The organism is Halobacillus massiliensis, assembly GCF_900166625.1.
Lineage (GTDB): Bacteria > Bacillota > Bacilli > Bacillales > Halobacillaceae > Halobacillus_A > Halobacillus_A massiliensis.
In genome coordinates this window covers 1,220,630-1,245,991 of sequence record NZ_LT800499.1, presented here as the reverse complement: position 1 = coordinate 1,245,991, position 25,362 = coordinate 1,220,630, and the positions used below count along the sequence as shown (strand labels likewise).

28 protein-coding genes are annotated in these 25,362 nt (G+C 41.5%); 8 read left to right on the top strand and 20 right to left on the bottom strand.

Features of this window, described 5'->3' with window-relative positions; translation table 11 throughout:
- Window positions 1–9: 9 nt before the first annotated feature.
- From B7E06_RS06225 to B7E06_RS06195, 7 genes are all read right to left on the bottom strand, one after another.
- A complete protein-coding gene (locus B7E06_RS06225; protein ID WP_082233147.1) occupies window positions 10–675 on the bottom strand; it encodes a DUF1028 domain-containing protein in 666 nt (221 codons plus the stop codon).
- 3 nt (window positions 676–678) lie between these two features.
- Window positions 679–1,641, bottom strand: a complete 963-nt coding sequence (locus B7E06_RS06220) for an ABC transporter ATP-binding protein (RefSeq protein WP_082233146.1) — start codon at window positions 1,639–1,641, stop codon at window positions 679–681.
- Window positions 1,592–2,620 (bottom strand): ABC transporter ATP-binding protein, encoded by a 1,029-nt coding sequence (locus B7E06_RS06215; protein ID WP_082233145.1) that lies wholly within the window; start codon window positions 2,618–2,620, stop codon window positions 1,592–1,594. The genes B7E06_RS06220 and B7E06_RS06215 overlap by 50 nt, the downstream gene beginning before the upstream one ends.
- A gap of 16 nt (window positions 2,621–2,636) precedes the next feature.
- The gene (locus tag B7E06_RS06210) at window positions 2,637–3,476 is read right to left on the bottom strand and encodes an ABC transporter permease (protein WP_082233144.1); all 840 of its coding nucleotides are present in this window, start codon (window positions 3,474–3,476) and stop codon (window positions 2,637–2,639) included.
- A gap of 16 nt (window positions 3,477–3,492) precedes the next feature.
- Window positions 3,493–4,434, bottom strand: a complete 942-nt coding sequence (locus B7E06_RS06205; protein WP_082233143.1) for an ABC transporter permease — start codon at window positions 4,432–4,434, stop codon at window positions 3,493–3,495.
- Between the two features lie 87 nt (window positions 4,435–4,521).
- Complete coding sequence (locus B7E06_RS06200; protein WP_082233142.1) at window positions 4,522–6,072, bottom strand: ABC transporter substrate-binding protein; 1,551 nt, start codon at window positions 6,070–6,072, stop codon at window positions 4,522–4,524.
- 161 nt (window positions 6,073–6,233) lie between these two features.
- Entirely contained in the window at window positions 6,234–6,671 is a 438-nt protein-coding gene (locus B7E06_RS06195) for an Hsp20/alpha crystallin family protein (RefSeq protein ID WP_082233141.1), read from the bottom strand.
- A 147-nt stretch (window positions 6,672–6,818) separates the two neighbouring features.
- Here B7E06_RS06195 and B7E06_RS06190 point away from each other — a divergent pair, with 147 nt between their 5' ends.
- The gene (locus tag B7E06_RS06190) at window positions 6,819–7,580 is read left to right on the top strand and encodes a MerR family transcriptional regulator (RefSeq protein ID WP_082233140.1); all 762 of its coding nucleotides are present in this window, start codon (window positions 6,819–6,821) and stop codon (window positions 7,578–7,580) included.
- A gap of 45 nt (window positions 7,581–7,625) precedes the next feature.
- On the opposite strand, the gene B7E06_RS06185 is transcribed toward B7E06_RS06190, so the two are convergent.
- Complete coding sequence (locus tag B7E06_RS06185; protein ID WP_082233139.1) at window positions 7,626–7,973, bottom strand: response regulator; 348 nt, start codon at window positions 7,971–7,973, stop codon at window positions 7,626–7,628.
- Between the two features lie 215 nt (window positions 7,974–8,188).
- Window positions 8,189–8,614, bottom strand: a complete 426-nt coding sequence (locus tag B7E06_RS06180; RefSeq protein WP_082233138.1) for an NUDIX hydrolase — start codon at window positions 8,612–8,614, stop codon at window positions 8,189–8,191.
- A 193-nt stretch (window positions 8,615–8,807) separates the two neighbouring features.
- Between B7E06_RS06180 and B7E06_RS06175 the strand changes: the two genes are divergently transcribed.
- On the top strand, window positions 8,808–9,776 hold the full coding sequence (locus B7E06_RS06175; protein ID WP_082233137.1) for a M20/M25/M40 family metallo-hydrolase: 969 nt from the start codon (window positions 8,808–8,810) through the stop codon (window positions 9,774–9,776).
- Between the two features lie 33 nt (window positions 9,777–9,809).
- On the opposite strand, the gene B7E06_RS06170 is transcribed toward B7E06_RS06175, so the two are convergent.
- Both B7E06_RS06170 and B7E06_RS06165 read right to left on the bottom strand, forming a co-directional pair.
- Window positions 9,810–11,372, bottom strand: coding sequence for a phosphodiester glycosidase family protein (locus tag B7E06_RS06170; RefSeq protein ID WP_082233136.1), 1,563 nt, complete (start codon window positions 11,370–11,372; stop codon window positions 9,810–9,812).
- A gap of 173 nt (window positions 11,373–11,545) precedes the next feature.
- On the bottom strand, window positions 11,546–12,763 hold the full coding sequence (locus tag B7E06_RS06165) for a C40 family peptidase (protein WP_245807687.1): 1,218 nt from the start codon (window positions 12,761–12,763) through the stop codon (window positions 11,546–11,548).
- A gap of 111 nt (window positions 12,764–12,874) precedes the next feature.
- Between B7E06_RS06165 and B7E06_RS06160 the strand changes: the two genes are divergently transcribed.
- Window positions 12,875–13,057 (top strand): hypothetical protein, encoded by a 183-nt coding sequence (locus tag B7E06_RS06160; protein ID WP_082233134.1) that lies wholly within the window; start codon window positions 12,875–12,877, stop codon window positions 13,055–13,057.
- 487 nt (window positions 13,058–13,544) lie between these two features.
- Here B7E06_RS06160 and B7E06_RS06155 read toward each other — a convergent pair whose 3' ends face one another.
- Both B7E06_RS06155 and B7E06_RS06150 read right to left on the bottom strand, forming a co-directional pair.
- Window positions 13,545–14,411 (bottom strand): YitT family protein, encoded by an 867-nt coding sequence (locus B7E06_RS06155; protein ID WP_179133990.1) that lies wholly within the window; start codon window positions 14,409–14,411, stop codon window positions 13,545–13,547.
- 197 nt (window positions 14,412–14,608) lie between these two features.
- Window positions 14,609–15,406 carry a LysM peptidoglycan-binding domain-containing protein gene (locus tag B7E06_RS06150; RefSeq protein WP_082233133.1) on the bottom strand — a complete coding sequence of 266 codons (798 nt, stop codon included), beginning with the start codon at window positions 15,404–15,406 and terminating at the stop codon, window positions 14,609–14,611.
- Between the two features lie 300 nt (window positions 15,407–15,706).
- Between B7E06_RS06150 and B7E06_RS06145 the strand changes: the two genes are divergently transcribed.
- Both B7E06_RS06145 and B7E06_RS06140 read left to right on the top strand, forming a co-directional pair.
- Window positions 15,707–16,237 (top strand): hypothetical protein, encoded by a 531-nt coding sequence (locus B7E06_RS06145; RefSeq protein WP_082233132.1) that lies wholly within the window; start codon window positions 15,707–15,709, stop codon window positions 16,235–16,237.
- 128 nt (window positions 16,238–16,365) lie between these two features.
- Window positions 16,366–16,755 (top strand): RDD family protein, encoded by a 390-nt coding sequence (locus B7E06_RS06140; RefSeq protein ID WP_082233135.1) that lies wholly within the window; start codon window positions 16,366–16,368, stop codon window positions 16,753–16,755.
- A 53-nt stretch (window positions 16,756–16,808) separates the two neighbouring features.
- Here B7E06_RS06140 and B7E06_RS06135 read toward each other — a convergent pair whose 3' ends face one another.
- Entirely contained in the window at window positions 16,809–18,278 is a 1,470-nt protein-coding gene (locus tag B7E06_RS06135) for a protein adenylyltransferase SelO (RefSeq protein ID WP_179133989.1), read from the bottom strand.
- Window positions 18,279–18,479: 201 nt separating this feature from the next.
- Here B7E06_RS06135 and B7E06_RS06130 point away from each other — a divergent pair, with 201 nt between their 5' ends.
- Window positions 18,480–19,193: a CPBP family intramembrane glutamic endopeptidase gene (locus B7E06_RS06130; protein WP_082233130.1), complete on the top strand. Its 714-nt coding sequence runs from the start codon at window positions 18,480–18,482 to the stop codon at window positions 19,191–19,193.
- A 1-nt stretch (window position 19,194) separates the two neighbouring features.
- Here the strand turns inward: B7E06_RS06130 and B7E06_RS06125 are convergent, their stop codons facing one another.
- From B7E06_RS06125 to B7E06_RS06100, 6 genes are all read right to left on the bottom strand, one after another.
- On the bottom strand, window positions 19,195–20,025 hold the full coding sequence (locus B7E06_RS06125) for a metallophosphoesterase (RefSeq protein WP_082233129.1): 831 nt from the start codon (window positions 20,023–20,025) through the stop codon (window positions 19,195–19,197).
- Window positions 20,026–20,753: 728 nt separating this feature from the next.
- Window positions 20,754–21,608: a cupin domain-containing protein gene (locus B7E06_RS06120; RefSeq protein ID WP_082233128.1), complete on the bottom strand. Its 855-nt coding sequence runs from the start codon at window positions 21,606–21,608 to the stop codon at window positions 20,754–20,756.
- 85 nt (window positions 21,609–21,693) lie between these two features.
- Window positions 21,694–21,957: a hypothetical protein gene (locus tag B7E06_RS06115; RefSeq protein WP_082233127.1), complete on the bottom strand. Its 264-nt coding sequence runs from the start codon at window positions 21,955–21,957 to the stop codon at window positions 21,694–21,696.
- 10 nt (window positions 21,958–21,967) lie between these two features.
- On the bottom strand, window positions 21,968–22,603 hold the full coding sequence (locus B7E06_RS06110) for an MSMEG_1061 family FMN-dependent PPOX-type flavoprotein (RefSeq protein WP_082235930.1): 636 nt from the start codon (window positions 22,601–22,603) through the stop codon (window positions 21,968–21,970).
- A 139-nt stretch (window positions 22,604–22,742) separates the two neighbouring features.
- Window positions 22,743–23,516: an anti-sigma factor gene (locus tag B7E06_RS06105; protein ID WP_082235929.1), complete on the bottom strand. Its 774-nt coding sequence runs from the start codon at window positions 23,514–23,516 to the stop codon at window positions 22,743–22,745.
- Window positions 23,509–24,075, bottom strand: a complete 567-nt coding sequence (locus B7E06_RS06100) for an RNA polymerase sigma factor (protein WP_082233126.1) — start codon at window positions 24,073–24,075, stop codon at window positions 23,509–23,511. Before B7E06_RS06100 ends, B7E06_RS06105 begins: the two co-directional genes overlap by 8 nt.
- A gap of 231 nt (window positions 24,076–24,306) precedes the next feature.
- Between B7E06_RS06100 and B7E06_RS06095 the strand changes: the two genes are divergently transcribed.
- Both B7E06_RS06095 and B7E06_RS06090 read left to right on the top strand, forming a co-directional pair.
- Window positions 24,307–24,870, top strand: a complete 564-nt coding sequence (locus B7E06_RS06095) for a helix-turn-helix domain-containing protein (protein WP_082233124.1) — start codon at window positions 24,307–24,309, stop codon at window positions 24,868–24,870.
- The coding region (locus B7E06_RS06090; protein WP_143414555.1) for an IS3 family transposase at window positions 24,834–25,362 on the top strand (529 nt) is incomplete at its 3' end. The genes B7E06_RS06095 and B7E06_RS06090, both read left to right, overlap by 37 nt.

Sequence of the window (25,362 nt, the reverse complement as noted above, 5' to 3'; positions counted from 1 at the left end):
ACGTATTCCTCAAAATGTGGTACCTTGCTTTACAGCATCAATCCATTCGTAGTATCTTTCAATTAAAACAGATTTATTCTTTTCATAGATGCGGCGCAGTTCAGCTACAGGCTCTTTATGGTCGTCCACTCGAAAATCGACAAAAGGGTATTGATCAACAGCCACAACTCTAATAGCTGCCGACTGTTTTCCTCTTATGTCTCCACCTGCTGCATCTGCTGCTTCCAGTGCAGCTAACAGCCGGTTAGCTAAAGGACCTGGAGCCTTCACAAAAGCTTCTGCCATTTCATCAATTACTTCAGGACCTGTCATTAAATTCCCTTGAATCGTCCAGTGATCTCCTACACGGTGCCCCTTATGTTCATCATTTTCCACTCCAGTATAAACCGCACAGTTCCCATAACAGTCCATTACCGCCACTTGCCGCAGTTCCTTTCCGGGGTCATTCATAAGCAGATGGTTTAATGTTTCGTTTGCTGTCCGCCCTCTTTTCAGGTGATCGATCCCTTTCTGTCCAAGCGGCGGATTCACCCATCCCTGTGTAATAACGGCTCCTACGCCGGGTTCAATATGAGGAGAGTAAGCTCCAACACCTGGAAAGCAAGTCGCTACAGCACCTCCAAAGTATCCTGTCTCTGGACAGCGGGCTATAATTGAAAATGTGTTCAGCTTCATAGTTTACACCTCATGACAGGCCACATAATGACCTTTATTAATTTCTCTAAATACAGGTACTTCTCGTTTGCATTGTTCTGTGGCGATCGGACATCTCGTATGGAAGCGACAGCCCTGTGGCGGATTGTCCGGACTTGGCACTTCTCCTTTTAAGTTAATTTTTTCTTTCTTAATATGGATATCAGGGATTGGAATTGCAGACAGTAATGCCTGTGTATAAGGATGAAGAGGTTTTTCATACAATTCATCACTTTCCGCCAGCTCTACCATCTGTCCCAGGTACATAACACCGACACGATCACTGATATACTGAACGACACTTAAATCATGAGCGATAAAAAGGTAGGTGAAGCCATACTCTTTTTGCAGATCCATCAACAAATTAATAATTTGGGCCTGAATGGAGACATCCAGGGCGGCTACTGGTTCATCGGCAATTATTAGCTTAGGCTTCAGAGCTAAAGCCCTGGCGATCCCAATTCGCTGACGCTGCCCCCCTGAAAACTCATGAGGGTACCGTCCAGTGTAGCTTTCTGGGATTCCAACATCCTTGAGGAGTTGCCTTACGCGCTTTTTTCTTTCTCCTCTTGGCATCCCTATAGTAGTCAGAGGTTCTTCAATAATATCTTCTACTGTCATTCTCGGATTCAAGGAGGCGAATGGATCCTGGAAGATCATCTGAAAGTCCCTGCGGCGCTGTTTCAATTCTCTTCTGCTCCACTCCATAATATTTTCGCCTTCAAAATATACAGAACCCTCAGTGGCATCAAGCAGTCTCATCAGCAATCGGCCAGTCGTTGATTTTCCACATCCTGACTCTCCAACTATGCCGAGTGTTTCTCCTTTATAAACGGTTAAGCTGATATCATCGACGGCTTTTACTAAGCTTTTCTTCCTCAGTAAACCACCAGAGACTTCAAAGTACTTCTTCAGCCCCTCGACTTTTAGAATCTCTTCTGTTGTCATTTTCTCTTCCCTCCTCTTCTAACCAGCAGGCTGATGTATGTTCGTCTGAATCAACTGCCAGCAGCTCTGGTTCCTTCTCCCGGCATATATCCATGACAAATGGACACCTTTCTGCAAAGCGGCATCCGTTTGGAAGGTCATGAAGATTGGGCGGCTGCCCTTCAATCGGCTGGAGCCTCTCGCGCTTCCCCGGCCGCGGCACAGAATTTAAAAGACCCTTCGTATACGGATGGCTTGGCCGATCAAAAATATCCTCGATCTTACCCTGTTCCACAATTTTACCGGCATACATGACAGCCACCTTGTCACACAGTTCAGCAACCACTCCTAAATCATGAGTGACCAAAATAATCGCAGCACCTGTATCATCCCTGAGAGCCCGCAGCAAATCCAATACCTGCGCCTGAATCGTAACATCCAATGCGGTTGTCGGTTCATCGGCAATAATTAAATCAGGATCACATGCCAGGGACATGGCAATTACTCCGCGCTGTCTCATCCCTCCACTGAATTGGTGGGGATACTGTGAGGCCCGTTTTGCAGGAGAAGGAATGCCTACTTTTGTCAACATCTCTACTGCCCGCTTCCATGCGGTTTTTTTGCCTGTGCGCTCGTGGATTAGCGGCATTTCTGCTATTTGGGTCCCTACGGTATATGCTGGATTCAATGAAGTCATCGGATCCTGAAAAATCATCGATAAGTCTTTTCCACGGACTTTCCGCATCTCTTCTTCTGTTTTTAACATTAAATTTTCCCCGTTGTAGAGAACTTCCCCTGTGACTTCTTCACTTTTTTTCCGGCCGACAAGGCGCATGATGGATTGGGAGGTTACGCTTTTCCCACAGCCAGACTCCCCAACAATCGCAAGGATTTCTCCTTTCTTCACTTTAAAACTTACTCCATCCACGGCCTTAACGACCCCTTTTTTTGTATGAAAATGTGTCTTTAGATCTTTGACTTCCATAATATAATCGTTCATTCCAGCCTCTCCTTTGTTACGCTGACTCATTTTTAAGCCTTGGATCAAGGGCATCTCTTAGTCCGTCACCCATGACGTTAAAGCTGAATACAGCCAGGGTTATGGCTATACCAGGGAAGACAGCAATCCACCAGGCAGTTTCCATCCAGCTCTTCCCTTCATTCAGCATAATTCCCCAGGAAGGCGTATCTGGAGATACTCCTAAGCCAAGAAAACTGAGAGCCGCTTCTGCTAAAATCGCGAAAGCAAAGGAAAGTGTCACTTGAACAATCAAAGGAGCCAGACTATTTGGGAGGATATGTCTCCACATAATTTTTATGTTTGATATTCCCATCGACCGGGCTGCTTCAATATAAAGAGAGTTTTTTATAGATAAGACAGCCCCTCGCGCAATTCGGGCAAAAATCGGCGTATATACTATTCCTACCGCAATCATTAAATTCGTAAGGCTTGGTCCAAGGATTGCCATAATGACAAGCGCCAGAAGTATATCAGGGAACGAGAACATGACATCTGTTAAGCGGGATAATGCGGCATCCACCCATTTTCCATAATAAGCAGCCACTACTCCTATAATCGTACCGGCCACCACTGATAATCCTACAGAAATAAGGCCGACTTGCAGAGAAATCCTTGATCCGTAAATAATCCGACTTAATATATCACGTCCGAACTGATCGGTTCCAAATAGATGGGCTAGACTTGGACCAGCCAATCTCGCATCGGGTGCCATTTTATAAGGATCATATGGAGCGACCCAGGGCGCTGTAATGGCCACGATTATCAGGATTCCTGTCATAATAAGACCACACATGGCAATCTTATTTTTCTTTAATTGATACCAAAGTTCTGACACCTGTAATCTCTCCTTATTAATAGCGAATTTGGGGATTTAAAAATCCATAGATAATGTCTACTGCTAAATTGACGACAACAAAAGCACTGGCAATAAATAAGATGGTCCCTTGAAGCAGAGCATAATCACGGTTGGTAATCGCCTGCAGTGCTAACTGTCCGACACCTGGAAGACCGAAAATCTGCTCGATGACAACTGATCCCCCAAGCAGATATCCTGTTTGAATACCGAGCACCGTGATGACAGGTATCATTGCGTTTTTTATAGCATGACGCCAGATCAGCCGCTGTGTGGAAACACCTTTAGCGCGAGCCATCTTGATATATTCCTGATTCGTTACTTCCAGCATAGATGAACGCGTCATCCTCATTGCCACAGCTCCTACTGCTGTTCCAAGGGCAATTGCCGGAAGCAGCATGCTGCGCAGGTTTCCAATTATACTTTCACTTAATCCCACAAACCCGCCGGAAGGGAACCAGCCTGCATATAACGAAAAGAACAAAATCATAAGCGTACCAAGCCAGAAGTTTGGAACTGAAATACCGAGCAAACCAAAAACACTTGCTCCATAATCAAACTTACTATTTCTTCGAAGCGCTGCTATTGTTCCAAGAGGGATAGCAATAAGAACTGCAATGGTTACACTCAGTAAGGCCAGCTCAATCGTAATCGGCAGCCGAGCCAAAATGGCGTCCAGTACGGGTGTATTTGTGAATTGAGAATAACCGAAATCACCCTTCAGAACGTTACCGAGCCACAGGAAGTACTGCTGGATAAGCGGCTGGTCTAATCCATACTTAGCCCGCAGCGTTTCGGCTTGTTCTGGGGTATAAGTGTTCCCAAGCATAGCCGTTACCGTATCACCGGGAACGAGCCGGACAATAAAGAAGGCAACAATTGATATCCCAAGCAATACCGGTATAGAAATAAGCAGTCGTCTAATGACATATTGAATCAATTTTTTGTCCCTCCTATATCGAGGTTAAGTTTTTCTTATTAAGGAAAAAAGCGGCCGAAAGCAAGGCCGCTTCTTTATTCCTTCCTTTTATTCTTCAATTTTTGTATCTTCAAGCGATTTCGTTGTAACTGTCGGATTCACATCGAAACCTTTGACGTGATCGCGCATTGCGGTTATCTGCGGATTTACATATAGGAACGCCATCGGTGCATCTTCTGAAATTAAAGCCTGAGCTTCATCATAGATTTCCTTGCGTTTCTCCTGGTCAAGCTCAGCTCGTCCCTGCTCCAGCAGCTCGTCCACTTCTGGATTAGAATAGCCTTGCTGGTTGTACATACCGTCTGTGTGGAAAATATTATAAAGGAACTCATCCGGGTCTACGAAACCTACCCAGCCGACGACGGTCATTTCAAAATCACCAGACCCTAAAGCTTCAAAAAACACACTGTCTTCTGAGGACTGGACGTCAACGGTAATGCCTGCTTCACTTAACTGTTGTTTAATAACTTGAGCTGCATCAATTTGATACTGGTTCGTACCCACAATCAATTCAAGTTCAAGTCCATCTCCATAGCCTGCCTGCTCCAACAGTTCCTGAGCTTTATCAAGGTCAGGCTCTGGGTAAATATCTTCCTCAGCATGTGCCCAATGACTCTCTGGAATCGGACCATTTAGAAGGGGGGTGGCCTCTCCGAATTTCACGGCATCATTGATGGCGCTGCGGTCAATCGCCCATGCAATGGCCTGACGCACTTCTTTTTCTGCAAGCGGACCTGAATCAGTGTTGAGGCCCAGGTACTCCCAATAAGAGCCGTCAATCATTTCTACTTTTACTCCTTCAGCTTCTTCAAGAGTAGTGATATCCTTAGGCTCTGCCTGAAGAACAATGTCTACTTCACCATTTCGAATAGCCGTTGAACGTGCTGTCTCATCTGGAATAGAACGCCATACGACTTCATCTAGATAAGGTTTTCCTTCTTTAAAATAGTCATCAAATTTCTCAAGAACCATTTCCTGATCCTTGGACCAATTTACTAACTGAAAAGCTCCGGAGCCTGCATCAGCATTCGAAAGGTCGCCATCATTTTCCTCTACGATCGTTTGATTCACAATCGCGTTCATAGGATTTGCCAGGAAAGTTAAAAATGGAGCAACGGGCTCTGTAAGATTGATAACAACCTCTGTATCTGATGGTGTTTCAATACTTTCAAGGGCGTCAAATTGTGCTTTTCTAACTTCATTGTCAATAATACGCTCAATCGAGTATTTCACATCTTCAGAGGTTAAATCATCTCCATTATGGAAAGTTACACCGTCATGCAAAGTGAAAGTGTACGTTAATCCATCCTCTGAAACGTCATAGTCCTCTACCAATTCTCCTTCTACTTCACCATATGCCCCCGCTTTATAGCGGAACAGCGTACTGTACATATTCTCGATGTATCTCATAGAAGCGGCATCTGTCACTACGTGCGGGTCTAGACTTTGACCCTCTGACAAATCGGTAATCGTCAATGTACCTCCACCATCTGAAGCAGAAGCTTCTTCTCCATCTTGTGACTCAGGTTGTGTAGGATCTGTACATCCAGCAAGCACAAGGACAAAAATCAGGAGTACCAAGCCGTATATTCTTTTCATTTTCTTCCTCCCCCGTTTTAATTTTCTGCAAATTCAAATAATACTGTAAATTAATAATACCTGATGTCGAAACATGAAAGATATGTGAGAATATCCAAAATTAAATAATTTACTTTGTGGAATCTTCTAAATAAAAAAAACAACCGGGACGGCTGTTTTTCTTAATGGAAATCTACTTCGATTTTATTTTTTTCTTCCTCTGTCCTTTTAGGCATTTTCACTTCCAGCACACCATTTTTATAGACAGCGCTGGCACCTTCCTGGGAGACTGGGCATGGCAGTGTAATAGCACGGTGAAAACTGCCTGTATATCTCTCTTGGCGATGCATATTTTCTTCTTTCTTCTCCTTAGTTTTGTGAATTGTACCACTGATTCGCAGAACATTATTTTCGATTTCAATATCTACGTTTTCCTTACTTTCAAGACCCGGAAGATCGCATTCAGCAATAACTTCACTCTCTGTTTCGTGCACATCCACCCTTATTCCACCAAGGCTTCTCTCCTCATCAAATCCCCAAGGAAGCTCATTAAACACGCGATCAAACTCTCTCCTCATATTCGTTAACTGACGGAATGAATCATTAGGTAATAATGGCATTACGTCTCCTCCTCATCATAAATTCCCCGTTATTATTTCAAGAGAGAGAAATAATATACAAAAGCCCTTTTTTCAATTTCTCTAAAAAAACTCTTGAGGTTTACGCAGCGTAAAGCTTTATCATTAAAAGTGTCAGGAGGGTGTGAGATGGAATATACGGTAAGCCAATTAGCGAAAATATCAGGAGTCAGCGGCCGCACACTTCGGTATTATGATCAAATCGGCTTGTTAAAGCCTCACAGAATGAATTCTACTGGTTACCGGATTTACAGCCAGAAGGAAGTTGACCTGCTTCAGCAGATTTTATTTTACCGTGAGCTTGAAATCAGCCTGGAGGACATTATGGATATTATTCATAATCCAGATTTTGAGCCGACGGTTGCGTTGAAAAGCCATTATCATCAATTAAAAGAGAAAAGGACCCGCCTTGACAAAATAATTGCTACGGTCGAGAAGACCATTGAAAGTAGAGAAGGAGGGATTTATATGTCAGATCAAGAAAAATTTGAAGGCTTCAAGGAAAAAATGATTGAGGCAAACGAGAGAAAGTATGGAAAAGAAATTCGGGAAAAGTATGGAGATAGAGAAGTTGAGGCAAGCAACGCTAAGCTTATGGGAATGTCTGAAGAAGAATATCAAGCTATGACAGTTCTAGAAGACCAAGTCCTTACACTTCTTAAAGAAGCGTTTGAAACCGGAGACCCCGCCTCACGCAAAGCTCAGATGCTGGCAGCTAAACATAAAGAATGGCTGTTGTACACCTGGTCCAGCTACTCTAAAGATGCACATGCAGGTCTAGCTGAAATGTACGTTGCTGATGAAAGATTCACGGCATACTATGATAAGCACGTAAAAGGGGGAGCCGAATTTTTAAGAGATGCTGTTTTAGTCTATACCGGAAAAATTTAATGCAATCGGCCTTCAATTGTAAAGCTGAAGGCCGATTGCTCTTTATTAATTGGAGAGGGCCTTTTCTATGGCAGGCAAAAGTCCGTAGTAATTAGGTTTTACGACAAACCCGGAGATATTATAATTCCATGAAGTCTTAATCGTTTCTTCGTTATGATGGTGGAGAACAATAATAACTCCTGTTGCTTCTGTAAGACTGTTTAAGAAACCCAAAAGCGAAAAACACGATTCATCTAATAATATTAAATTTATCCGATTAACCTTTAACAACTTTTCCATACTAGAAGGATCTATATTTTCACAGTGATAAAAGATATCGTTTTCATCAAGAATATGAAGCAAATCTAAAGCATCTGTATAGCCATCGGCTATAAATAAAATCCGTGGTTCCATAAAAACCTCCTTTTTTACTAACAAAGCTGGCAGCACATCCAAATCTCATCGTCGGGATGTCAAAGTGAAATGGAGGATTTTATAGACCGACCAATTAGCACAATGGCATATTACTACGCCCTTGGTTTCATGCTAACAGAGTTAAGGTGTAAATCATACCTCTTACACAAGTATTTCCAAAGCTAAGGGAGTTTTGGTTAAGTTTCCCCCTTTTTCTAGTGCCTTGTTTTTTCTTTAGCTTTTATAATAACCTTTTGCATATTCTTTGTCATAAACTCTCCTGCTTCACAAAACCGAATATACTTATAACCGTCAACTTCGGGAGTTTTTTCTTTAGTATAATAATGAATGAATTCAGTAGAACAGCTCATCAGTTCTGTAGATGGAAGATCGCACATGAATTTTGCAAAAAGATGAAGATCCTTGCGAGGATTGTAGGAAAACACGCCCAGATCTACTAACTCTTCTTTTTCTATATCCAGGTTTGTTTCTTCTTTCGTTTCTCTAATACATGCGTCAATTGGTCTTTCGTTTTTATTAATTCCGCCTTTTGGAAGATCATAAAACCAGTTGCCGGTAGAATGACACCCTAAAAAATACTCTCCGTCTGTGAGAATTAACCCAGCTGAAATCTTCTTCATGCTTTCCACCACCTTACAATAAGATATGAAAATTATATCATTTTAAATAATGTACATTTAGCAGTTTCGAATTTCCCGGGAAATAACTTTAATTTCAGCTCATTTTGTCGAAACCCACCTTAAAGTTTCCTTTTTCTTATATAATCTATTAACCTTAAAAGAAAATAACCTTACTTTGAAGGGAGATTATTTAATGAAAAAGAATTTCGTTGTTTACCTTATCATTTTAGTCAGCAGTTTCTTAGCAGGAGCCACTGTTTCCGCTAGTACCGTTACATATCACCCGTCTCTTGCCCATAAATCAGGTGCGATGGCATATGAGCATATGAAATATTTAGCTTATGACATAGGTGCTAGAACAGCTGGTTCAGAAAATGAAAGAAAAGCAGAAACATATATTGAATCTCAGTTTGAACGAATGGGCTTGAAGACAGAGGTACAGAACTTCAGCTACCGTAATCATACAGTCTCCTCATCGAATATCATCGCCTATAAGCCTGGGAAATCAAGCAAACAGATCATTGTGGGGGCTCATTATGATTCAGTGTCAGTCGGTCGCGGTGTTGATGATAATGCTTCAGGAGTAGGGGTTCTCTTAGAGATAGCGGAAGTTCTGAAAAAGATTAAAACACCTTATTCAATCGTCTATATAGCATTTGGTGCTGAAGAAGCGGGCCTTCAAGGTTCTAACTATTATGCCGATCAAATGACAGAAGAAGAAATCGAAAACACAATTGGAATGATTAATTTAGATAGCTTAGCAGCAGGTGACCAGATGTATGTTTATGGAGGGGCGGGAGAAGACGGGTTTATCCGCGACCAGGCGTTAGCAATTGCAGATAAGAAAAAGCTGGACGTGGAAACTAACCCAGGGTTAAACCCTTCCTATCCAACAGGAACTACTGGAGACTGGAGCGACCATGCCCCTTTTAAAGCTAAAGGCATCCCTTACGGTTACTTAGAAGCGACAAACTGGGAAATTGGGGCATTAGATGGATATGATCAGACCGCCGAACATGGAGGCATTTGGCATACTAGCAATGATACGCTTGAATTTATCGATAGCGAATACCCTGGACGAGTGCAGAACCACTTATCGACATTCAGCACATTGCTTACAGATTTGATAAAATTCATGAATAAAACAAGTACAGCTAAATAAAGCAAAAAAGTCAGGCAGCTAAGCCTGACTTTTTTATTTTATTAAGAAGATTCCATCTGACACAGGTCGTTCCCCTGAAGGATCGGATGGAAAATTAACCAGTTGATCATTGATTGCCATTGAAGTGGAGCCGCCTCCATCGAGATTCAGCCCATCTACAGCACCAAGAGACTTAAGGACCTGTGCACTCTCATAGAAACTCAGGCCTATACTCTCTTTAGGATTACGTCCATCCACTGTAACAAGTAAAATATTTCCATTATCTTTAACTCCCGCAAGTGTTCTTGGATGCCGATATTGCGCAAAATGATAATAAAAATCATTACTCCAGCGAAACCCTTCTTCTTCTGCCTGAATGTTTACAGCTCCATCATTAAGCAGCTGGGGGCCGCCTCCAATGACGTCTAAAGAAGAAGTAAGGTTTAACCGTTTGCCATCTGCCTTGATTTTTTCTGTTAATTTAAGAGTATCTTCTACTTCAACGTGGTTTTGAAGCCAACGTGCCTGTTCTCCAGTAGCAGAAATGACTGTACCCTTATCGGGGATTTCATGGCCAAGCTCTTCATATGTATTTAGGACCTTTCCATTCTCATTAATTAACGCTTCAAAACCATTACCTTTCGGTGTATTTTCTCCAAAATAACGGTTAAATTGAATTATTTCAGAGTCATCAGTACATGTCACATCGTGTCTCGGCTCGCTGCCTGGGCTGTCTCCTATACCACCACAGCTTCGAATAAGTCCTGGCTTACGGTTTACCCCATCAACAATTGCATGGGTACCATCCTCTAATTCCAAACTTAGTTCTGTGGATACTTCAGAAACCTCTGCCTTGTTATTAGAAATTAATAAACTCGAGCGCTCTCCGATTGACTCACTTATTAATTCCCCATCCATTACATAGGTGCCTGCCGGGTCTCCTGGTATTCCGTCCTTTGACCCTACTACAAAATATCCCCCATTTATACCGGCAATCGCATTCATTCGTTCGGCCATAGAGGAGATAGTTTCTCTTTCTTGTATTTTATCTTGAGCAAGGCCGCTGGTTAATTCACCGTCAAACTGTCCTGGATTAATTTCAATAACATCAAGCTGCCAGGGACCCTTTGTATTTTTGGTTCCATCATATTCTGAATAGACCGCTTTCGCTCCTTCATAACCCTCTTCTTTAACTCGAGACGCTAGCCTTGCAGCCTCTTCCTCGTTAGTAAAAAATCCTGTTCTCACTACATAACCGATTTTTCTACTATCGACATCTGTGGATTTTCTATGTTTATGATCTATTTTATGAACGGTCGCCCGGTATCCATCTTTCTTTAACTCCTTGGCAAGCTTCATCGCGGATTTTTTTTCATTAAAAAAGTCCACATCTACTGTATAAAAGGCTTTATCTGACTGATACCCCCGTGTAATTTCTGTGTGTGTTACTCCCCTTGTCAGTTCTGTTATGGTACGTGTTTCAGGAAGCTTACCTTTTCCAATTGTAAGACTATCGTGGTGAACGGCTTGCTGAGACTGTGCATTTACCTCTCCATATTGCATGATTGCTAAAATACTGAGGGCTGCCAATGTACTTTTAAATAAATTTTTATACATGTAATCCACCTTTCGATTAATTTACACTGATACTACAACGGGTAAACAATAAGAGGAGATTATTTTAATGCAAATATTGTATTAAATTACCTATTCCATAAAGCGTCAGCATATCCTCCTGTTATTTCCTAAAAATAACAAAAAAAGAAGTCAGCTATTAGCGCTGCCTTCTTTTATGACTGTATACGTCTGGCACCATAATATTTCGGTTCCCAGTAATTACTCGCTTCCATATGAGTGACTGTAACCCCATCATCTGGTGTGACATGGATTACCTGGTCTGCTCCTGCATAAATGGCAGGATTTAAATAATCAGCTTTGAAGAATACCAGGTCCCCAGGCTTAAGATTTTCCTTATCTACTCGTTCTCCTGTTTTCCATTGTTTCTCTGCTGAATGAGACAATCTAATGTCTTTTGCCTCTTGAAAAACAAACTGAATAAAGCCCGTGGTGTCAAAGCCTTTACGATTCGCCCCCCCTCTTTCATAGGGGATCTCACCGATATAGCGGGCTGCTTCTCTGACAAGTGGATCACTCTCTGAAATCTTTAAATGTTGAAACCTTTTGATTCCTGTGAACTTCTCCTGCCAGTAGTCAGCACTAATATAAGAAGTCGTTACTTCCTGAGTTCTTGATGCATGAATAAACTGACCTCCTCCAATATATAGACCATTATGAGAAATTCCATCTCTATAAGTATCACTGAAAAAAAGCACATCACCCGGCTGAATATCTTCCATCTCTACGCTCTCTCCTGCTTCCCACTGTTGGTCTGTCGTACGCGGCAGGTAAATATCACTTACTTCTTTAAATACATATTGAAGAAGGCCAGAACAATCAAATCCTTCAGGAGTTTCTCCGCCAAATACATAAGGAACTCCTAAATATTTCTGTGCTCCAGCTACAAGGTCGTTATCTTCTGCAATATCAGGCGGCTCGGTAATTCTCCTCGCTTCTATAAAATTGCTGCTCCAATAACTGCTCTCTTCGAAAGGAGTTACCTCCACTCCTCCAGAAACTGTGGGGTGAATAAGTCGGTCTTTATCGATATAAATCGCCGAATGGGACACCCCTTCTCCATTCTTACTGAAAAATACAACATCACCTTCCTCCAGCTCATTCCGTGATATCTCATTTCCCTGCTCTATCTGCTGATCGAGCGTACGAGGCAGTAAGAAGTCATAGACTTCATTAAAAACATATTGAATGAAACCTGAACTATCAAATCCCTGCTCAGGAAAGGCTCCTCCCTCTTGATAGCTCACTCCGATATGCTGTTCTGCCTCTTCCACTACAGGGTGGGAAGGAGTAGTATCTATTAACCAAATGATCAAGATGCCGATAAGTATCATAGATATAAGAACAATTGGATTTTTGAAATAATTAAGCAAATAAATGACTCCTTCATTATGGCTTTCACTTTTTATTCTATCAATTTCCTTGATCATAATGCTATATTTTGGAATCATAGAGAAGATACTTTTCAAATGGAGGATGGGAGAATGAAAACTTACAAAGTGCTTTTTATTATTATTTTTCTTATGCATATGCTGACACTTGTAAATGCAACCGTTTTTAACGGGGAATTAAACGGGATAGTTATGTGGATTTCCACGGTTTTGTTTCTGATTGCTATCATTTATTTTAGTACGGAGCATCGGGCGAATAAACAAGTAACCAGATAAGGTGAGCTTCTTCAGGCCAAGCCTTCCAGGATCTCACCTTTGTTCTGTGCTCTGATAAAGCCTTCTTTGATTCTCAATAATATGAGGATCCTGTTCCGTTTACCTGAATATAGTGAACCGGGCCGGGGGAAACGACTCGCTTTCCATAGGTGAACGGTGAGCTTCCTCGGGCTTTTAGCCCTCCGGGATCTCCCCCTGTTCTATCCTCCCATAGGAGTCTCGCCGTTTCCCCAGGCCCTTTACGTTTTTTGGGGGTAACGGAACATTTAAGAAGAGGGGATCAATCTCATGAGAGAGCTTACGGAGATTACAGCGTTCCGTTTCTCCAATTAAATTTAAAGAGGCTGGGAAATGGCGAGACTCCTGCAGGGAGGTAGAGCCAGGGTGAGAGCCGCGAGTGCAGCGAGCTAGCTCACCGGGTACTCTGATTGGCTATGAAAGACCAACAAAATAAAGGCAGCTTTTAAATAAGCTGCCTTTTTGATTATTAATGTGCGGAACTTTTGTCAAAGTTGCTTCCCGCTACATCCGCAATGTTTCCAATCGCTACGAGAGCCTCCGGATCGATTTCATCCACAATAGACCGGAGGGTAGAGAGCTCAATTCTGGTTACAATAGTATAGATGATCTTTTTAGGTTCATTAGTAAAAACACCCTGTCCCTGTATATAGGTCATTCCACGGCCTAACTGTTTAATAAGAGCATCCGCGATTTCTTCAGGTACATTCGAAATTATCGTCACAGACTTTAACTCTTCCATTCCCTCAACTACAATATCTATCATTTTATAGGCAATATAGTAAGTAATAATAGAATACATAGCTGTTTCCCAGCTGAACACCAGAAATGCCGCAAGAATAAAGATAAAAATATTTATAATCATAATGAACTGACCGACTGATACGATCCTTCTTTTACTGACAAGGATAGCTATAATTTCTGTACCGTCCAATGCTCCGCCTGTACGAATAACAAGTCCTACTCCAGTACCAAGGATCACAGCCCCGATTACCGTAGCTAAGAACAAATCATTAGTTGCCCGCTCAAAGTGATGAAAATAAGCTGCACTTACAGATAAAACAATAACTCCATACAACGTATGTATAGTAAATCTTGAGCCAATTCTTCGATAGCCTATGTAAAGAAAAGGAAGATTTAAAATGATAAGAAAAATACTCATCTGTAAGCCGCTCAATTCTGCTGCAATAATCGAAAGACCGATAACTCCGCCATCTAAAATGTTATTAGGCACGAGAAAGAATTCAAGACCAGCTGCTGCAATGATTGCACCTATTGTTATCATAAGGAGCTGTTTTGTTTCATTTAATGCACGTTTTCTCTTGCTAATTGCCACTTCTACCAAGCCCTTCTATTAGAATCTTGTATTTAGTATAGCAATTCTTACCGTTGGAGACATATAAAAGGACTTTTTTAGGACTCTCAAACCTCATCGAGCTTTCTTTGACTAACTGTTTCTCCTATTAAAAAGAAAAAACGCTTATCACTTGGAAGATAAGCGTCTTGTAGAATGTTCTTTCTAAAAAATAGACACTAAAAGTATACTTTTATTTTCACTAAATCTTGAATACTTCCATCATTAGCGCTTCGGCTATACACCCAAAGTTCCCCTGTACTTGATGTCGGCTGACGATCAAATGGCAGAGTGGTGCTAAAGAACCCATAAGCAGGAGCACCTTCATCTGTCATCGTAAAGCGTTCGTTGGATACAACTACTCCGTTTGAGTCACGCAGCTGGTAACTGACGACCGCTTCAAACACTCTTGCATACCCTTCTAATCTTTGGCCGCTACTAATAGTAGAACCTGGAAGCGGGTTCGAAACAAAAATATTTCGTGAAGTCGGTATTGGAATAATGAGGTGGTAATCTGGCCAAATCACATCTCTTTGAAATCCTGGTCTGTTAGCATTCGCTGCTTCAATAGCGGAAACTGAAACGCCAAACTTCCTAGAAATAGCAATAAGGTAATCCCCACTTTCCACTCGATATGCGAACGCAGGAACAAGCAGACGCTGGTCTACTGAGATTTTATTTGGATCTGCAATTTTGTTGACGCCTGCTACAAGATCCACATACGTGTTAAATCTATTAGAAATTTTCGTAAGAGTATCACCGTTGGCAACTACATAACTCATAATGCGGTTCTGTGCAGAAGTTGGGATAACCAGTACATCTCCCGGGTATATTAATCCTCGGTCTGTTACCGGATCAAACAAATAATTTGCTCTTTCGATCGCAGCAACGGTGCTGCCAAAACGATTGGCAATCGAATAAAGGGTATCCCCTTGTTTCACAGTATAAATATACCCTTTTGTCGTAACTATCGGCATAAATTCACCTCCTTCTCTATTAAACTATGAGAAGAAGGAAGAATTTGAACGGCTATTCCATCATCTTTTATCGAAATAAATTATTTTTTTAAATAATTATACCTTTTTCTAAATAAACGTTATAAAACCGAGAAAGGTGTATAACATATCACGGCTTACGTAGCAATCATATGCATCCAAATTCTGCAAATTCCATCGATATTTGTCTAACGATTTTTACAGGGGATTTAGTTATTTTGTAGAATCTTCTATGTATAAGGGACCGTCGTACAAAAGCCAAAATTAAAGGAAGGTGATGGTATGTCCAACATTAATATCTTTAAGAACTTGCTTTTTAAATGGATGCCATACAGAGAACAGTTTATTTGTGAAAAGAAACTTGCTAAGGTTATTAAACGACTAAAGGTGGAAAACTTCATTTTCAACTGGGACCGCAACAGCTGCTTTATAGAATTCGAGTATAAAGAACAGACTTACAGGCTGGATCACACTGTCGATAAAGCCAAGGAAAAAGGGATAATTTTAAGAAACGGGCTGGACTGTTTAACAGAGCTTACTCAAACCCTTGAAGATTTGTGCCAGATTATTGACAGAGGAACATATAAATTCGAAACCTGGATATATGGTATGAGAAAAACAGGAATGGTAAAAGAAGTGGATGAACCTGAATTTCATGAAGAATTTCACATTAAATATAAATCTTCAGGTAAGCACAGCCGTCCGCGTTATGATGAAGTAGAAGATTATAATCCACTGCTTCGAAATTATGATCGTGAGGACAGGTATTACGATAAGGAAGACAAGCTTCAACGCTCCCATAATGAATATTAAGATGATCTTAAAAGTCTGTAGAGAGGAGATCCCTGCAGACTTTTTTTGTGCCTTCTTTAATGTTTAAATTGAAACCTTTTTCATAATCACACGTATCTTACAGAGAAAATATAAAGGAGGTAATTTCTATTCATTCTCTTACAAAAAAACGTTCCAAAGCTCTACTTATTGATTTTGCTGTCTCTACTGCTGTAACGGCGGGAGTCGAATACATACTTCGAAAAAAGATAAAAAATGAGGCTTTTCATGCGCTGATTCCCCCCACCGCCGTAATGTGGGCACTAGAGTATGCTCAGCTTCGAAAAAGAGGTCAGACTATAGGATATAAAGCAATGGGAATCATCCTTGAGAATGAAAAAGGGAAAAAGCCAGACTGCGGACAAATTGTAAAAAGAATGGCTTACCGGGATTCCATCAGCTCTTTTGATTACTTAAAAGACAGAAAATCTTTTGAAGGAGAGAACGGCTCTATCCTTCCTCATGATCGTTATGCAGGAACAGCCGTAAAAGAAAAATAAAATAAAAAGAAACGTCGGCTGGGGCAGCACCATCCTGACGTTTCTTTTTGTTATTAAGTTCCGCAAAATGTTCGATAAGGTCGATCACAGGCAGGAGGCAGTTTCGTAAATTCCTCCTGTTCAGAAGAATAGGCATATGGCTCGGCAAGGACATTCAGCAGGCGTTCCATTACACTGTAGTCGCGATCCCTTACAGCGGCTTCCAGTGCTTCCTCTACCAGATGGTTTCGGGGAATGACAGAAGGATTCACACTCTTCATTTTGGCAAAGGCCTCATTCTTAGACACTTTCTGCCTTTCAAGCCTTGCCTGCCACTGTTTATACCAGTTGGTAAAGTCGGGAGTATCTTTCATTGGTGTAATTTCCGGCTTATCCATTGTTAAGGCACGGAATGTGTTGGTAAAGTCGGCTTGATGCTTTTTCATTATGCCTAAAAGATCTTCAATGAGCGGTTCATCCTGTGCAGCTCCTTCTAAAAACCCGAGCTTTTCCCTCATTCCGTCCAGCCAATGCTTGTGATACAGCTCTTCGAATTTAGAATGTACACTTTGAGCAAGTTCTACTGCTTTATCCTGTTCTTTCGCAAACAATGGGAGAAGGGCCTCTCCAAAACGAGCGAGATTCCACTGTCCGATCGGCGGCTGATTTTGATAGGCATAGCGGCCTTGAACATCAATGGAACTAAATACAGTAGCCGGATCGTATTCATTCATAAAAGCACACGGCCCATAATCAATGGTTTCTCCACTTATTGTCATATTATCCGTATTCATAACACCATGGATAAAACCGACAAGCTGCCATCTTGCAATCAGGGCGGCTTGATTTTCCACTACTTTTTCAAATAGCTTTACATACCGATCTTCCTGAGCTTCAACCTCAGGGTAGTGACGTTTAATCGCATAATCAGCAATCGTCCTCAAGCCTTCTTTCCCGCCCCACTGAGCGGCGTACTCAAACGTGCCGATTCGTAAATGACTGGAAGCTGTCCTCGTTAAAATAGCGCCAGGGAGCTCATTTTCCCTAAAAACGGGCTCTCCGGTAGTCACTACCGCGAGACTCCTATTCGTAGGAATACCGAGAGCATACATAGCTTCACTTATAATATGCTCGCGCAGCATCGGACCAAGTGTGGCACGGCCATCGCCCCCACGAGAAAATGGAGTACGACCGGAACCTTTCAGCTGAATATCGTATCTTTTACCCGAAACTGTCAGCTGCTCGCCTAATAGTACTGCCCTTCCGTCCCCAAGCATCGTGAAATGCCCAAATTGGTGGCCGGCGTAAGCTTGTGCTATAGGCATAGCACCTTCGGGAAGTGTATTGCCAGAAAAAATTTCTGCACCTTCCTGACTATTTAATTTATCTGAATTAAGTCCTAATGATTCCGCTAAAGCTTTATTAAAAACTGCAAATTCAGGATTACTGACAGGATCTGGCTGTACTTTCTCAAAAAATGGGTCCGGCAGACGCGCATAGCTGTTATTGAGATTCCAACCTGCATTAATAATGTTTTGTGTCATTTTATCCCCTTCGTTTCGTTTGGCATACCTTCATCTAAACATAGTCTTTGCTAAAAATAAAAAATCATAGGCTGCCTATGATTTTCTTTTACATTTTTTATACCCGGTTGAATAGAACCTATAACTTTTTTCAAAAAAGCTTGTAAGTGACGTTACGTCAGCCGATATAGTAAAGGTATTGAAAAGGAGGTGTTTAGAAATATGGATCAGAAAGCTTTCTTTAATGAAAAAGACCCGTGGACATGGAAAACTTTTACCAGTCTGTTACTAGTCGAATTTATTTTTGTTATCTTGTTCGTTAAACATGGAGTTCAGCCCTTTTTTGAGCAATGGTTCGATCACTCTCTTTATGCTGGGGCACTCACAGGAGTAGTGATCGCGCTCGTCCTGACCTCAGGCGTTTATTTAATTGCTCTAAGACCTAAAAAGTTAACCTGGAATAAAATAGGGCTCCGCACTTTCCCTCCTAAAGATTGGTTCTGGATTATTTTATGGATCTCCCTTTTGATGGCGGGCGGTTTTGCTCTAATAGCAATAGCAGACTCTTTAGGACTTTCTCCCGAAAATAGTAAAACGGACAGCCTTCAGAAAAATGTTACCCCGATCACCATAGGAATTAGCCTTATCAGTGCTGCCGTTATTTCACCCGTTTATGAAGAAATTTTTTACCGCGGCTTTCTTTACCGCTGGCTTAGAACGCGCACCGGTGTAAGCATGGGAATATTAATAAGCTCTTTAATATTTACAGCTGCCCACTATCCGACCACAAATACGATGCCGATTAATTTTATGGACGGGATTGTATTTGCCTGGGCATATGAGAAAACTCATTCTATCTGGCCAGGTATTATTGTACATGGCTTTGTAAATGGAAGTTCAATATTATTACTCCTCCTGCAGCCTGCACTGTTATAGACTACTGTTGTCTATTATCAGGGTTAACGAGCTGAATGAAACTGACTTGACTTTGATTGAAAAATCGAACAGGAATGTGGACGGTCCCTAGTCCGCTGTCGATATGAAGCTTTTGACCTTCGCTAATAGAAAATATACCTTTATCGTACTTCGGGAAAAAACCTTGGCCAGGAGCGGTTAACGCACCGATGAAAGGAAGTCTTATCTGTCCTCCGTGTGTATGACCGCTTAATATCAAGTCTGCAGGAAGATCATTATATATCAAGGCCACATCAGGAGCATGAGAAAGCAACAAGGTATAACGATCCTTAGTCAAGCCGTTAAATGCTTTCTCTATATTCTCATTCTCTGTGGAAACATCGTCTACTCCGACGATGTTTAAAACAGTGTTTGCTTTAGTAAAATTCATATTTTCATTATTTAAAATGACTACATTTCTTGCTTTAAGCCCATTTAAAAATACATCCTTCACAGGGTTTTCCCATTCATGATTTCCAGTAACAAAATAAACGGCATGTTTGTCCGTTATTTGTTCAATAAAAGAAAAAACTTTATGGAAATACTTTGTCTGCCGGTTGATAAGATCGCCGGTTATTACGATAATATCAGGATTAAGTTCATTAACTTTAGCTATCAGCTGTTTATTTCCCTTTCCGAATTCTTTATTGTGAAGGTCGCTGATCTGCATAATATTAAGGTTTGCAGCTTTTGGCAGTTTACTGCTTTGCAACTGCAATCGGTTTATTTTTATAATCTTCGTATCAAAAATAGATTTAATAAAGGAAGCTACCGCTACTGCTATCCCCGTGAAAACTACTAGCCGCTTTTTCATGACATTTCCTCCAAGATTTTGTCTTCTAATACCCTCAATTATACCCTTTACTGTAAAAAAATATCTTCTTTTCTTTCCTTTTAGAAAGTCGGAGCCGTTTGTTGGAATAAAGAAAACTGAGCCAGGGGAAACGACTTGCTTTCCATGGGCGAACGGTGAGCTTCCAAGCAGACCTCTTTGATTCTAACAAAACGGGAAGAGAGTTCCGTTTGCCTGAATATGGAGAACCGGGCCTGGGGAAAGACTCGCTTTCCATGGGCGAACGGTGAGCTTCCTCGGGCTTTTAGCCCTCCGGGATCTCACCCTGTTCTATCCTCCCATAGGAGTCTCGCCGTTTCCTACGGCCCTTTATCACTCTTTAGAGTAACGGAACATTAACGTAATAGGCTAAAGGTAGAGGATTCTCCTCCAAACATAGTATTCTGTTTATACCATCAGCGGTAAAGAGGTTGGGAAATGGTGAGACTCCTGCAGGGAGATAGAGCCCAGGGTGAGATCCGCGAGTGCAGCGAGCTAGCTCACCGGCTCCCCGCGGAAAGCGAGCTATTTCCCAGCCGCTTTTCTCTTTCTACAGTAAACGGAACAGTCTTTCCCCATTCTAAAAAAAGGTAAGGTTCGCGCTAGTAACCTAAGCTAGTTAAACGGCTCTCTTTAGAAAGCGAGTCATTTTCAACAAAAGTTTTCCTAATAGCAAAGGCTACCCTTCTTGAAGGATAGCCTCTTCCTTTTTATTCCTTTTCCATTGCATCTGCTTTCGTTTCATGAACAGTACCAAAAGGGTGCTCTGGCGGTGCATAAATTGTATAAATCTTCAGCGGCTTATCACCTGTATTGATTAAATTATGCCATGTTCCTGCCGGCACCATGATAGCATAATCATCATATACTTCTTCTTCAAAATCCAGCTGCTCCCGACTCGCCCCCATTCGCACAAGACCTTCTCCTTCTTCAATGCGCAGAAACTGGTCAACCTCAGGGTGAACTTCTAATCCAATGTCATCTCCGACGTCTATAGTCATTAAGGTAACCTGCAGGTGATCTCCTGTCCATATGGCGGTGCGAAAAGTATTATTTTGCTTAGTCGCTTCTTCAATATTTATAACAAACGGCTGCTTTCCAAAGTCCTCAAGCTCTACACGTTCATCTTTAGATGATAAGGAAGTAATGCGTTCCACTAGATCGACTTCATCGTTACAAGCTCTCATGAACACTTCCCGAATCGGTAGATGCTGTGTGAGTAAGTAATGGTCCCGGTATTCTTCATACTTCGTTAAACCCGTTTCATAGGCCTTTTCCAATCCCTCATCGTAAGTATTGAAGGTGAGGGGGTGAAGATCATATTGCGGTATTTCCCCAGTGAGCATTACATACGTATCCGTAAACATTTTCAAATGGCCTTCTTCTTCTTCCAGCGTTCGAAGAATCTCACTTTTGTGTTTTTGATTCGGAGCGAAGGCTGCTAAGCGACTGTAAAAATCAGCGGCTTCGGCTTTTCCTTTGATCCCAGAAAGCACAGCATCAAGAAGCTGCTCCTGATTTGGACCGCCATAAGCATAGGAATCCATATTAGAGGAGTAGTACATGCGGGTCATTCCCTTCACGAATTATAAAATCATCTTATGCATTTCAATTTGTGAAGGTACATTCCAACTGGATCATTTAAACAGATCAAGCTTCACTCTCTCGTTTTGGTAAAAACTTTGTAAAATAAGCTGCTAACAACAGCAAAATCATTGTTATCATCCAGCTTATCAGGCCGAGAAAACCTGAATAATAGGCTATGATCTGAACAATAGCTATGAGCGAGAAGCAAATTGAAGTAAGAAGGCTTCTCCATCCTGTAATCCCCAGCTTTTTTCTCTTTTTAAAGGTGATAATATTCGAGATGATAAGTCCTGCGATAATTACTACGGTTAAAACATTTTCAACCATATGTTCCTCCTTAATAAAGTCTTCTCACATACCCTTCTTCGAGCCTTTTTTCTATATCTGATGAATTTTCCTTTAATTGAGCATGAGCCGCCATTATCTTCCCACTTGAAGGCAAGTCTTTTTTCAGCGGCCACGTTTCTGAATTCCATAATTTAGATATTTTAAAGGCTTTTCCACAATGGATAAAACATTCCTCAACTAAGACACCAATCCCTAATAACGGATTTTTCCCTTCAACTGTCATGTTATTTAAAAGTTCATGATCTTTCGTTATGTATGCTTTTCCATTTACACGTAATGTATCACTGAGCCCGGGGATGAAAAATGACATGCCTATGCTGGGCTGACTCATAATATTAAGAAGAGAATCCGCTCTCTTATTCCCTCTTCTTTCCGGAATCACCAGTCGGTTTTTATCCACTATATAAGTAAAACCTGCTCTGTCTCCCCTAGGCGAAGCGTCGCATGTGCCATTCTTATTAAAGGTGGAAAGTACAACAAAAGGGGATTGATTAATAAATTGCACGCAATGTTCATCAAGATAAGGAATTACCTTTTCTTGGGCAAGCTCACCTGGTTCCCCCAATATGGAACGAAGCTCGCTTTCTGTTTTTACCACCTTGTTGAAAGGGGGGTGTAAATTGATAAAGATCACTCCTCATCTTGAAGGATTTCATTTTAATATGGAAAATTATCACTCTTATCTTAGCATAAAAAAACAGGGATCTTAACAAGAGATCCCTGTATCGCAGGAGCTTTCGAGCAAATTTAGATAACTTATTTTTTTATAACTGAGCTTGCAGGACGATATCTCCTTGTGGAAGCGGATTGTTAGGCTCTTGTTCAACCGTAACTGCGATGGAATCCCATGATTTAAGGTTCTCATCATCAAAATGGAAGGTTACGGCCCCATTTCCTTCTTCGTTCGTTGTAAATGCGCCGGCAGGTTCCGGATTTTCACCTTCGATAAGCCACACTTGATAAACGGTTCCTTCTTCAAGCTTTGTCATTTCATTCACCTGGACCAGCAGTTCCGCTCCATCTTCCTGATCAACCATCGTAGCGATTCCCTGACCTGCTTCCCCTGTCGATGCAAGCTGGGTCTGCATCAGTGGTGATACGGTTCCTCTCCCCTGTTCTTCCAGTTGTGTAATCACCGTCTGCAGATCAGAAAGGGTGGATTCCAGTTGATCATTCTGGGAAGATAGCTGTTGAAGCTGAAGTCCTGTAAAAATATTCCCGCCAATTGAAAGCAAAAGCCCTGCAGCAAGAGCGCCGGCCCACAATTTCCATTTCGCTGGCTTTGAAGGGATTACATGGTGTTCAGTTCCTTCCGTCTCTTCTTCAAACACTCCACCAAGTACACGGGACTTCATACCAGACGGGACTTCCGTTTCTTCAATATGATAAGGAACTTCTCCCATAATCTCTTCAAGTTCCTTTACTTCCTCCTGACATTCGGGACACTCCCGCAGATGATTTTCATATTCTTCTTTTTCTTGATCAGTAAGTTTATTATTTAAATAATCAAGTACTTTATCACATTGCTGTTTACTCATGGGAAGTCCCCCCTTTCTCTTCTAGATGCTCACGAAGCTTCTTTAATGCTAAACGTACCCGTCCTTTTACTGTTCCAAGAGGAATATTACATTTCTCTGCAATTTCTCTTTGGGATAAACCTTGGAAATAAAAGAGACAGATCATTCGCTGCTGTTCATCGGGAAGTGTATCAATGGCTTTACGCAGCTGATCTCGTTCTTCTTTATCTTGAATCTCTTCCTCGACTCCTGGCATTTTTTCGTTTAAGGAGTCCCGGTTGTCCCATTCCACTTCCTGTACTTTCTTTTTCCGTATCACATCAATCGAAGCATTTCTGGTAATCGTTAACAGCCAGCTTGAGAATTTCCCTCTCTCGCTGACATAGCGGCCGGCTCCCTTTCCTTTCCACAGTTTCACAAAAACATCCTGCATTACTTCTTCTGCTCCCTGCTGGTCTTTGAGAAGTCGATAAGCGAAAGAATATAATAATTTTTCATAGCGTTCATATAATAGTTCCAGTGCTGCTTTATCTTTGTCACCTATTCGTTCGTATAATTCCAGGTCGGTTGGTCTATTCATTCAGAATTCCCCTTTATACAGGCCTATAGTATTCCTTAGTATAACTTACATACAGTAAATCTTTCACGTTTTATAAAGGTTACGAAAGGGAATAATCTTTGGATGTGTCCATTCTTTTAAATAGGAAAAAAGGATTATACTCCCCAAAAAGAAAAGCGGAAGGCCATCACATGGTGATGGTAGTGCACCCCGGAAGTTAGAGTGAAAAATCTAACTTCCGGGGTGTTTTCTATGGCAAAGTATAGTAAGGAATTTAAATTGAAGGTGGTAAGGGAATATCTTCAAGGACATAAAGGATACGTTTTATTAGCTAAAAAGTACTCCATTCCTAGTGATGCTCAAATCTTACGTTGGGTTCGTGCTTATCAAGCATTTGGAGAAGAAGGGTTAAAAAGGAAGCATTCCAAACAAGTCCACCCTGTCCAATTCAAGATGGATGTATTAAACTTTAGGAAACAGACAGGAGCTTCTCTTCAGGAGACTGCGATTGCCTTCCAACTGAACAACCCTGCTTTAATTGCGAGCTGGGCCAACATATTTCAGAAGGAAGGGAGCGAGGGCCTCCGGGAAAAAGCGAAAGGACGGCCTTCTATGTCAAAAAAACCTAAGAAAAAGTTACCCAAAACAGAAAAAGCACCAACTCGGGAAGAACAATTGGAACGTGAAAATGAACTCCTACGTTTAGAGAATTCTTATCTAAAAAAGTTAAAAGCTTTTCAGGAGAATCCGGACGCCTATCTCGAAAAGCACAAGCAGCGCTGGTATTCGAACTCAAACAAGAAGGATTCAAAGTAAAAGACGCTTTACGAAGAGTGGACATTCCTGAAGCCACTTATCATTACCAGAAGAAGCAGTTACAGAAGGAAGATCCGAATAAAGAGTGGAAAGAAATAATTACGAAACTCTTTCATAAGCACAACGGGACATATGGCTATCGCCGCATTGCTTTCGAGCTTAGAAATCAGGGGTATAGGATCAACCATAAAAAAGTTCATCGGATCATGGGTGAGCTCGGATTGAAGTGTGAGAAATTCACTAGAAAATCCCGGTATAAATCGTACAAAGGTACAGTTGGGAAAGTGGCTCATAATCGATTAAAACGCAGGTTCCACACGCCAATACGGCTCCAAAAATTAGTCACAGATGTGACGGAATTCAAATGTGCAGGAAATGAGAAGCTTTATTTAAGCCCGATTATGGACTTATTTAATGGGGAAATTGTCTCTTTTGGAATTTCTAAACGACCAACCCTGGACCTTGTTTTAAAGCCGTTGAATGAAGCAGTGT

Excerpts from the sequence above, each read along its gene's own strand:
- B7E06_RS06225 (WP_082233147.1), bottom strand. The coding sequence starts at position 675 with ATGAAGCTGAACACATTTTCAATTATAGCCCGCTGTCCAGAGACAGGA.
- B7E06_RS06220 (WP_082233146.1), bottom strand. The coding sequence starts at position 1,641 with ATGACAACAGAAGAGATTCTAAAAGTCGAGGGGCTGAAGAAGTACTTT.
- B7E06_RS06215 (WP_082233145.1), bottom strand. The coding sequence starts at position 2,620 with ATGAACGATTATATTATGGAAGTCAAAGATCTAAAGACACATTTTCAT.
- B7E06_RS06200 (WP_082233142.1), bottom strand. The coding sequence starts at position 6,072 with ATGAAAAGAATATACGGCTTGGTACTCCTGATTTTTGTCCTTGTGCTT.
- B7E06_RS06195 (WP_082233141.1), bottom strand. The coding sequence starts at position 6,671 with ATGCCATTATTACCTAATGATTCATTCCGTCAGTTAACGAATATGAGG.
- B7E06_RS06190 (WP_082233140.1), top strand. The coding sequence starts at position 6,819 with ATGGAATATACGGTAAGCCAATTAGCGAAAATATCAGGAGTCAGCGGC.
- B7E06_RS06185 (WP_082233139.1), bottom strand. The coding sequence starts at position 7,973 with ATGGAACCACGGATTTTATTTATAGCCGATGGCTATACAGATGCTTTA.
- B7E06_RS06180 (WP_082233138.1), bottom strand. The coding sequence starts at position 8,614 with ATGAAGAAGATTTCAGCTGGGTTAATTCTCACAGACGGAGAGTATTTT.
- B7E06_RS06175 (WP_082233137.1), top strand. The coding sequence starts at position 8,808 with ATGAAAAAGAATTTCGTTGTTTACCTTATCATTTTAGTCAGCAGTTTC.
- B7E06_RS06170 (WP_082233136.1), bottom strand. The coding sequence starts at position 11,372 with ATGTATAAAAATTTATTTAAAAGTACATTGGCAGCCCTCAGTATTTTA.
- B7E06_RS06160 (WP_082233134.1), top strand. The coding sequence starts at position 12,875 with ATGAAAACTTACAAAGTGCTTTTTATTATTATTTTTCTTATGCATATG.
- B7E06_RS06150 (WP_082233133.1), bottom strand. The coding sequence starts at position 15,406 with ATGCCGATAGTTACGACAAAAGGGTATATTTATACTGTGAAACAAGGG.
- B7E06_RS06145 (WP_082233132.1), top strand. The coding sequence starts at position 15,707 with ATGTCCAACATTAATATCTTTAAGAACTTGCTTTTTAAATGGATGCCA.
- B7E06_RS06135 (WP_179133989.1), bottom strand. The coding sequence starts at position 18,278 with ATGACACAAAACATTATTAATGCAGGTTGGAATCTCAATAACAGCTAT.
- B7E06_RS06130 (WP_082233130.1), top strand. The coding sequence starts at position 18,480 with ATGGATCAGAAAGCTTTCTTTAATGAAAAAGACCCGTGGACATGGAAA.
- B7E06_RS06125 (WP_082233129.1), bottom strand. The coding sequence starts at position 20,025 with ATGAAAAAGCGGCTAGTAGTTTTCACGGGGATAGCAGTAGCGGTAGCT.
- B7E06_RS06120 (WP_082233128.1), bottom strand. The coding sequence starts at position 21,608 with ATGTACTACTCCTCTAATATGGATTCCTATGCTTATGGCGGTCCAAAT.
- B7E06_RS06115 (WP_082233127.1), bottom strand. The coding sequence starts at position 21,957 with ATGGTTGAAAATGTTTTAACCGTAGTAATTATCGCAGGACTTATCATC.
- B7E06_RS06105 (WP_082235929.1), bottom strand. The coding sequence starts at position 23,516 with ATGAGTAAACAGCAATGTGATAAAGTACTTGATTATTTAAATAATAAA.
- B7E06_RS06100 (WP_082233126.1), bottom strand. The coding sequence starts at position 24,075 with ATGAATAGACCAACCGACCTGGAATTATACGAACGAATAGGTGACAAA.
- B7E06_RS06095 (WP_082233124.1), top strand. The coding sequence starts at position 24,307 with ATGGCAAAGTATAGTAAGGAATTTAAATTGAAGGTGGTAAGGGAATAT.